The 6,000-nt window shown below is 66.7% G+C and carries 8 protein-coding genes; 2 read left to right on the top strand and 6 right to left on the bottom strand.

The genetic code is table 11. From position 1 onward, the window contains the following. Positions 1 to 461 (top strand): hypothetical protein (locus tag KBY95_RS07870; protein ID WP_254964400.1); only part of this gene is annotated, 461 nt, incomplete at its 5' end. Positions 462 to 1,304: 843 nt separating this feature from the next. On the opposite strand, the gene KBY95_RS07865 is transcribed toward KBY95_RS07870, so the two are convergent. The 3 genes from KBY95_RS07865 to KBY95_RS07855 are packed head-to-tail and all read right to left on the bottom strand — an operon-like array spanning position 1,305 to position 3,225. Beyond that, on the bottom strand, positions 1,305 to 1,811 hold the full coding sequence (locus KBY95_RS07865) for a hypothetical protein (protein WP_254964399.1): 507 nt from the start codon (positions 1,809 to 1,811) through the stop codon (positions 1,305 to 1,307). An 11-nt stretch (positions 1,812 to 1,822) separates the two neighbouring features. Beyond that, the gene (locus tag KBY95_RS07860) at positions 1,823 to 2,494 is read right to left on the bottom strand and encodes an MFS transporter (protein ID WP_254964398.1); all 672 of its coding nucleotides are present in this window, start codon (positions 2,492 to 2,494) and stop codon (positions 1,823 to 1,825) included. A gap of 11 nt (positions 2,495 to 2,505) precedes the next feature. Next, complete coding sequence (locus tag KBY95_RS07855) at positions 2,506 to 3,225, bottom strand: Coq4 family protein (protein ID WP_254964397.1); 720 nt, start codon at positions 3,223 to 3,225, stop codon at positions 2,506 to 2,508. Between the two features lie 118 nt (positions 3,226 to 3,343). On the opposite strand from KBY95_RS07855, the gene KBY95_RS07850 reads away from it, so the two are divergent. Further along, on the top strand, positions 3,344 to 3,988 hold the full coding sequence (locus tag KBY95_RS07850; protein ID WP_254964396.1) for a TetR/AcrR family transcriptional regulator: 645 nt from the start codon (positions 3,344 to 3,346) through the stop codon (positions 3,986 to 3,988). Here the strand turns inward: KBY95_RS07850 and KBY95_RS07845 are convergent, their stop codons facing one another. From KBY95_RS07845 to KBY95_RS07835, 3 genes are read right to left on the bottom strand one after another with little or no spacing between them, the layout of a single operon-like run. Further along, complete coding sequence (locus KBY95_RS07845; protein ID WP_254964395.1) at positions 3,989 to 4,924, bottom strand: aldo/keto reductase; 936 nt, start codon at positions 4,922 to 4,924, stop codon at positions 3,989 to 3,991. 22 nt (positions 4,925 to 4,946) lie between these two features. Further along, positions 4,947 to 5,504 carry a hypothetical protein gene (locus KBY95_RS07840; protein WP_254964394.1) on the bottom strand — a complete coding sequence of 186 codons (558 nt, stop codon included), beginning with the start codon at positions 5,502 to 5,504 and terminating at the stop codon, positions 4,947 to 4,949. After that, positions 5,482 to 5,994 (bottom strand): hypothetical protein, encoded by a 513-nt coding sequence (locus KBY95_RS07835; RefSeq protein WP_254964393.1) that lies wholly within the window; start codon positions 5,992 to 5,994, stop codon positions 5,482 to 5,484. The genes KBY95_RS07840 and KBY95_RS07835 overlap by 23 nt, the downstream gene beginning before the upstream one ends. Between the last annotated feature and the right edge of the window lie 6 nt (positions 5,995 to 6,000).

Raw genomic sequence — 6,000 nt, 5'->3', positions numbered from 1 at the left:
GGCACAAGGGCCAAGAAAATCCACCCGAAGAGTTGAACCCCACTGCCGATCAGGGCTGTCCATGGCCGTCACAGACAAAAACGTTGTGGCTGGAGTCGGATTGGCGGCTATTTCAGCAGGCTCCTAGACCATTAAAAGATATGATGTTGTATAGAAATTGTGCTGCGACTATCGCAACTCTACGGAGTTACCGTTTTTTTTCCGAGTTTAGAAGGCTTAAGATTGCCTTTTGGAGGCAGCATCGGCTGGGAACTACCTATGCAATTTGGCTTTATCGATCCAGAAGCGCCTGCTGGTGCCTGGATAACATCCGGAAATACTCGTTTCTCTATCGTAGTCGTAATAAGGCCACCCAAGGCGAAGCTAGCAGTTATGATGAGAAGCTGACCGATCCATTTAGGCACTTTTGCTGGGTGGAACTTCCGATTTCTTCCATAGTTTCGAAAGTGCCGAAGATATGAGCATCTAAATCTTTGAAGACGACTCGGTGAACCATTAATGCTTGTACATTCTCTGTACGCTAGGAGGTCACGCCAGTGAGAATCTGCCAACGCATTAAGCCTGCAAGGTTTACTAACTATATCCAAGATAACCATGTCTTCATCTACCTTGCTCTCGTCTGTGGTCGCAGGCTGCAAAATGCAATAGACATCCCCTGTGTCGGCTCTCTGGTAAACGAGACACGGGCCCGCCTCAAGTAATGTACGAGAGCCTTCGAAGGAAGCGTCTTTTGCTAGCCCTCTATCTTCGTAGCCAATACTCTCGTAAGGGACTAAGCCGAAAAAGATTTCGATAAGCCGCTTGTCTCGGCCTCCCATTCTTCCTCCAGGCATAATCGTGACCTTTATCGGGGGAGAAACCCCATAATCTCGTTTAAAGTATGCCGAGAATATTTCTTCCGCTCCATTGAAAAATGCTTGAAACTCGGCATATTTTATTGTTCTATTGACTGTACCTTGCTGAAGTCGCTTAATCGCTTTCATTTTTGCTCGTTGGCGGCCGCATGACAATACCAAGACATATCTGCGAATGGACGTTGCTTTGTACTGGTGCGGCGAGTTGTGCCTAACAAGTCATTTGAAGGTTCTGAGAACCACTACCCCATTTTCTCCCTGGCCTTGAACCAGCTGGAGAGATGCTGGGGAGCTTGCCAAAAACCCCAATACTGCACAGCCGTTCGAGAGCGACTTCCGCTTTCTAGCAATGGTTCCCACGTCCCATAACCCCCTGTAGCCAGCGATACCCAAGCCTTGCCAACCTCCCCACCGTGAACCGATCAAGTCCCGCAACGAGATCCAACCCGCTCACCCCCGCGCACTCCGCAGAGCAAATGGCACGGTGAGCAGCAAGCTCCCCCCGGCGACCACGAACAGCCCCGGCAGGGAGATATCGATCAGCACGCCCGAGAGGGCCTGGGACAGGGGATCGAAGGCGACGCCGGCCAGCATGGCCAGGGCCATCACCCGGCCCTGCAGCGGTGCCGGGGTCTCCCGTTGCAACCAGGCCGTGGCCAGCACCCCCACCAGGCCGCCGCCGATCCCCATCGCCGCCAGCAGGGCGGCCGCCGTCCACCACTGGCCGGCCACCGCCAGCCCCAGCAGGCCCGCCCCCAGCCCGGCCGACAGCCAGCCCAGCGCGCCCCCCGGATGGGCGATGGCGCCGAACCGGCCGGCCCACCAGACCCCCACCAGGGCGCCCGCGCCGTAGGCGGCCTGGAGCCAGCCGAAAGTGGCGGCGCCACCGCCGAAGCGCAGCGTCACCAGCTCCACCACGCCGATCACCACCGGGCCCAGCACGGCCAGGTTGATCATGGCGATCAGCGTCAGGCCCGTGCGGATCGCCCCGTGGCCCCAGGCGAAGGCGATCCCCTCCCGCAGGCCCTGCCCCAGGCCCCCCGTCGGGGCCGTGTCCGCCGCGGCCAAGCAAGGCCGCACCTGCAGGAAGCAGCCCACGGCGAGCAGCAGCAGAGCGGTGTCGAAGGCCAGGGCCGCCGTCGCCCTGCCACGGCCAGGGACAGGCCCGCCAGGGCGGGGCCGGCCACGTTGCTGATCTGCTCGCTGCCCTGGAGCCAGGCGTGGGCCCTGCCGAGATGGCGGTCCTCCAACAGGCGGGGCAGCAGGGCCAGGGCTGCCGGGTAGAGGCAGGCCTCCGCCGCCCCGAACACGGCCGCCAGCACCAGCACCGGGCCCAGGTCGAGGGCGTCGCGACTGGCCAGCAGGGTGAGCACCCCGGTGGCCGTCGCCAGGATCGTTCCGGCTCGCACCGCCATCGTCCGGGGCGGATGGCGGTCGCTGAGGACGCCGCCCAGCAGCAGCAGCAGCCCCCGGGGCAGGGCCGCCGCCATCAGCACCAGGGCCAGGGACGTGCCCGAGCCCGTGCGCTGCAGCATCAGCCAGGTGACGGCGACGAACCAGAACTGGACGCCGGCGAACAGCAGGGTCTGGCCCAGCCAGAGCCAGCGGAAGCCCGGCCGCAGCAGCAGGGATCCGCTCACGGCCTTGCCGCTCACAGCCGCCCCACCCGCTCAGCAAACGGACGCAGCTGCAGCGCCTCGCGCCACTCCACCAGCGGCCGCTCCCAGCCCTCCTCCCAGCGCTGGGCGAACAGGGGCCTGGCCTCCAGGCCCATCTGCAGCCCGATGCGGATCGCCTCCACCAGCTCCGGCAGCAGCTCGGGGGCCCCGAGGGTGATCGACAGCAGGGCCTGGGCCGTGAGCGCGGCCCCCAGGGGGTAGGGGAACTGGGTGAGATGGAAGGCCTGCAGGCCGATCTCGCCCGCCACCGTGGTGTCGAAGCCGGTGATCACGTGCCAGAGGTCGTGGGTCTGGCTGAGCCGCAGCTCCACATAGGCCGCATCGCTGGCGGGCACCATGCCGGCGTGCAGGTTGGGGTCGTAGCCCAGCCGCGCCAGCGACGCCGCGTAGGCCTGGCCGAGGCTGCCCTCAGGCATGTGGGCCAGCTGCTCCAGGTCGTGGGCCGGCGGGATCCAGCGCGCCTCGATCAGTGCGGCGCAGGCCGGATCGCGGCGCAGTTGCTCGGCCATCAACGCATAGGAGGGGGTCTCCAGCAGGGCATCGGCCAGGGCCCCCACCAGCTCCAGATCGGTGTCGCCGCCGCTCATGGCCACGAACGTGCCGAGGACCCGGAACAGCTGGGGCGGCAGCTCCGGGGCCTCGAACGACGCCGCGGTGGGGGCGGGTGTGGAGCGGAAAACGGTGGTGGTCATCGGGGTCAACGCGAAAGAACGTGAGCAGTCCTCACGTCCAAGAAATTATGAGCATCCCTCGCCTTTGTCAATGGGATGCGAGGATCGCTCAGGTTTTCCCGGTCTGCCGCTTCCCGCCATGGCCGACGCCAAAGCCACCGCCGGCGAGCCCTCGCCCCTGCGCCGCCAGCCCCGCCAGGCCCGCAGCCAGGAACGGGTGCGGCGGATCCTGGCGGCGGCCGAGGAGCTGTTCGTGGCCGGCGGCGTCGGCAGCACCACCACCAACGCCATCGCCGCCCGGGCCGGGGTACCGATCGGCTCCCTTTACCAGTTCTTCCCCGACAAGGGCGCCATCCTGCGCAGCCTCGCCGAGGGCTACGCCGAGCAGCTGCACGACGTGCTGCGGGCCTTCTTCGATGAGGGGGACGGCCAGTCGCTGTCGCTGGAGGACGCGATCACCGCCGCCGTGGCCCTCACCGATCGCTTCTTCCGCGACCACCCCGGCTACCCGGCCATCTTCCTGGATGTGCAGAGCGCCACCCCCGAACTGCTGGCCATCGAGGCCGAGGCCGACGCCCGCCTCATCGCCGACTGGGCCGGCCTGCTGGTGGAGCGGGCCGCCTGCGGGGAGGACGCCCACCTGCTCGCCTACGTGCTGGTCAAGACCGTCGGCCACCTGCTCTGGCTGGCGGCCACCCAGGAGCAGGGCCGCCGCGACCAACTGGTGGCCGAAGCCGGCGAGCTGGCCATCGCCTACCTGCGCCGGCGGTTGCCGCCTGGGTGATCAGGCCCAGACGTTCTCCAGGGTGTAGGGGCCGCCCTCCTTCACCCAAAAGGATCCGTCGATGAAGCGATGGCTCCGGTCGAGCCCGGCGATCGCCTCCATGTCTTCGGGAGCCAGCTCGCCCTCGGCGGCCGCGAGGTTCTCGGCCAGGCGCGCCGGCGACACCGACTTCGGGATCACGGCGGTGCCGCGCTGCAGGGCCCAGCGCAGCACCACCTGGGCTGGCGTGAGGCCGCGCTGGGTGGCGATCGCCGTGATGGTGGGGTCCTCCAGCAGCACCGGCTGACCGGAGGCAAAACCGGGGGTGCCCAGGGGCGAATAGCCCGTGAGGTGCACGCCGTGGGCCTCGCAGAAAGCAAACAGCCCTTTTTGCTGCAGGTAGGGATGCAGCTCCACCTGGTTCATGGCCGGCCGGATCCGCGCCTGCCCCAGCAAGCTATAGAGGGTGGCCATGCCGAAGTTGCTGACGCCGATGTGGCGACACAGACCCCCGTCGACGGCCACTTCCATGGCCGCCCAGGTGGCCGCGATCGGCAGGGTCTCCAGCGACACCAGATCCTCGGCGCTCTCGGGCATCAGCACGCCCGGCCGGAAGGCCACGGGCCAGTGGATCAGATACAGATCGAGCTGCTCGAGCTGCAGATCGGCCAGGGTGCGCTGCAGGGCCGGGGCCACGTCCTCGGGGGCATGGGCGTTGTTCCAGAGCTTGGAGGTGATCCAGAGATCCTCCCGACGCACCAGGCCCGAGCGGATCGCCCCAGCGACGGCCTCGCCGATCTCCGCCTCGTTGCCGTAGATGGCGGCACAGTCGATGTGGCGGTAGCCGAGCTTGATCGCCGCCGTCACCGCCGCGCCCACCTCCCCCGGCGGGGCGTTCCAGGTGCCCAGGCCGAGCATCGGCATCTCAGCGCCGTCTTGGAAGGGGAGTGTCTTCAAGGCGGTGAACCCCAGGTGCCCATCACTCCACCCTGGCCTTGGCACGGAAGTCAACCAAAGCAAAGCGCCGGGCCTCCGGCTTCTGCGATTCGATCACCAGCTGATGGCGTTCCCCCTGCCGTCCGGCTCGGTTTTCGACCACCCTGTCAATCTCCTTGCCCTGGCCATCGAGCACGGCGAACGTCACCTGGATGTCCCCGCAGGGACGCTCCAGGCAGGCGACCTCCATCACGTCGATGAGGCCGCCGCCATAGAGGCGGGGCTTGCGGCAGATCCCCTGGCAGCGGCGGGTGAACACCCCCTGATCCGCTTCCACCCAGCCATCGGCGAGCAGGTCCTGGCGGCTCTCGCCCCTGCCGCCGGCGGCCGGCTTCTCCGTCAGAGACGCCCGCAGGCCGGCCGCCATCCAGCCGGCGCCGAAGCCCGCCGCCACGAGCACCAGGGCCAGCAGCCGCTGCAGGAACGGAAACCGGGAGGGACCGGACGCCGGGGGGAGGGCCGGTGGCGACGGGGGCCGTCCCCCGGGGGGCACCGGCTCCATTTCAACGATCAGGTCCTCAACGGTCTTCCCGCTCCCCATGTTCCGCTCGGTCTTGCCGGTCCTTGCCATCGTCGTAGGCCATCAGTGAACGGAACATCAACCCGCCGCCGCTGCCGATCAGGGCAAACATGGTCAGCAGGTTCCAGAGCGAAGTGGGCTGGAAGCTCATGATCAGGGTCTGGAGCACGCCCACCGCCAGGGCGGCCACCGAGGCCAGCACCAGGAACCAGCCCCAGCGTTGGTTGCGCAGGGCGAACAGCAGGCACACCCCGATCGTGAGCGGGATCAGCAGCAGGCCGAAACCGCCGCCCAGGCCCTGGGAGAAGCCGAAACCGCCGCCCCAGCCGCCGCCCCAGGCCGCACCGGCACCACCCCAGCCGCCTGCGGCGCGCCGGCCGAAGCGGAGGCCCAGGCCCATGGGAACGGAGCTGACCATCACCTGGTTGAAGAACAGGAACGCGCCCATCGAAAAGAGCACGCCCCCCAGCAGGAAGGTGAAAAAGTCCCGGATCGGATCCCTTGAGCCCATGCCCTC

The organism is Cyanobium sp. Aljojuca 7A6, from assembly GCF_024346455.1.
Taxonomy (GTDB): Bacteria; Cyanobacteriota; Cyanobacteriia; order PCC-6307; family Cyanobiaceae; genus Cyanobium.
Note: the sequence above shows the minus strand (reverse complement) of the source record. Positions and strands in the feature narration are given on the sequence as shown.

Coding starts and splice junctions, on each gene's coding strand:
- KBY95_RS07865 (WP_254964399.1), bottom strand. CDS start 1,811: ATGATCAACCTGGCCGTGCTGGGCCCGGTGGTGATCGGCGTGGTGGAG.
- KBY95_RS07850 (WP_254964396.1), top strand. CDS start 3,344: ATGGCCGACGCCAAAGCCACCGCCGGCGAGCCCTCGCCCCTGCGCCGC.
- KBY95_RS07855 (WP_254964397.1), bottom strand. CDS start 3,225: ATGACCACCACCGTTTTCCGCTCCACACCCGCCCCCACCGCGGCGTCG.
- KBY95_RS07840 (WP_254964394.1), bottom strand. CDS start 5,504: ATGGGGAGCGGGAAGACCGTTGAGGACCTGATCGTTGAAATGGAGCCG.
- KBY95_RS07835 (WP_254964393.1), bottom strand. CDS start 5,994: ATGGGCTCAAGGGATCCGATCCGGGACTTTTTCACCTTCCTGCTGGGG.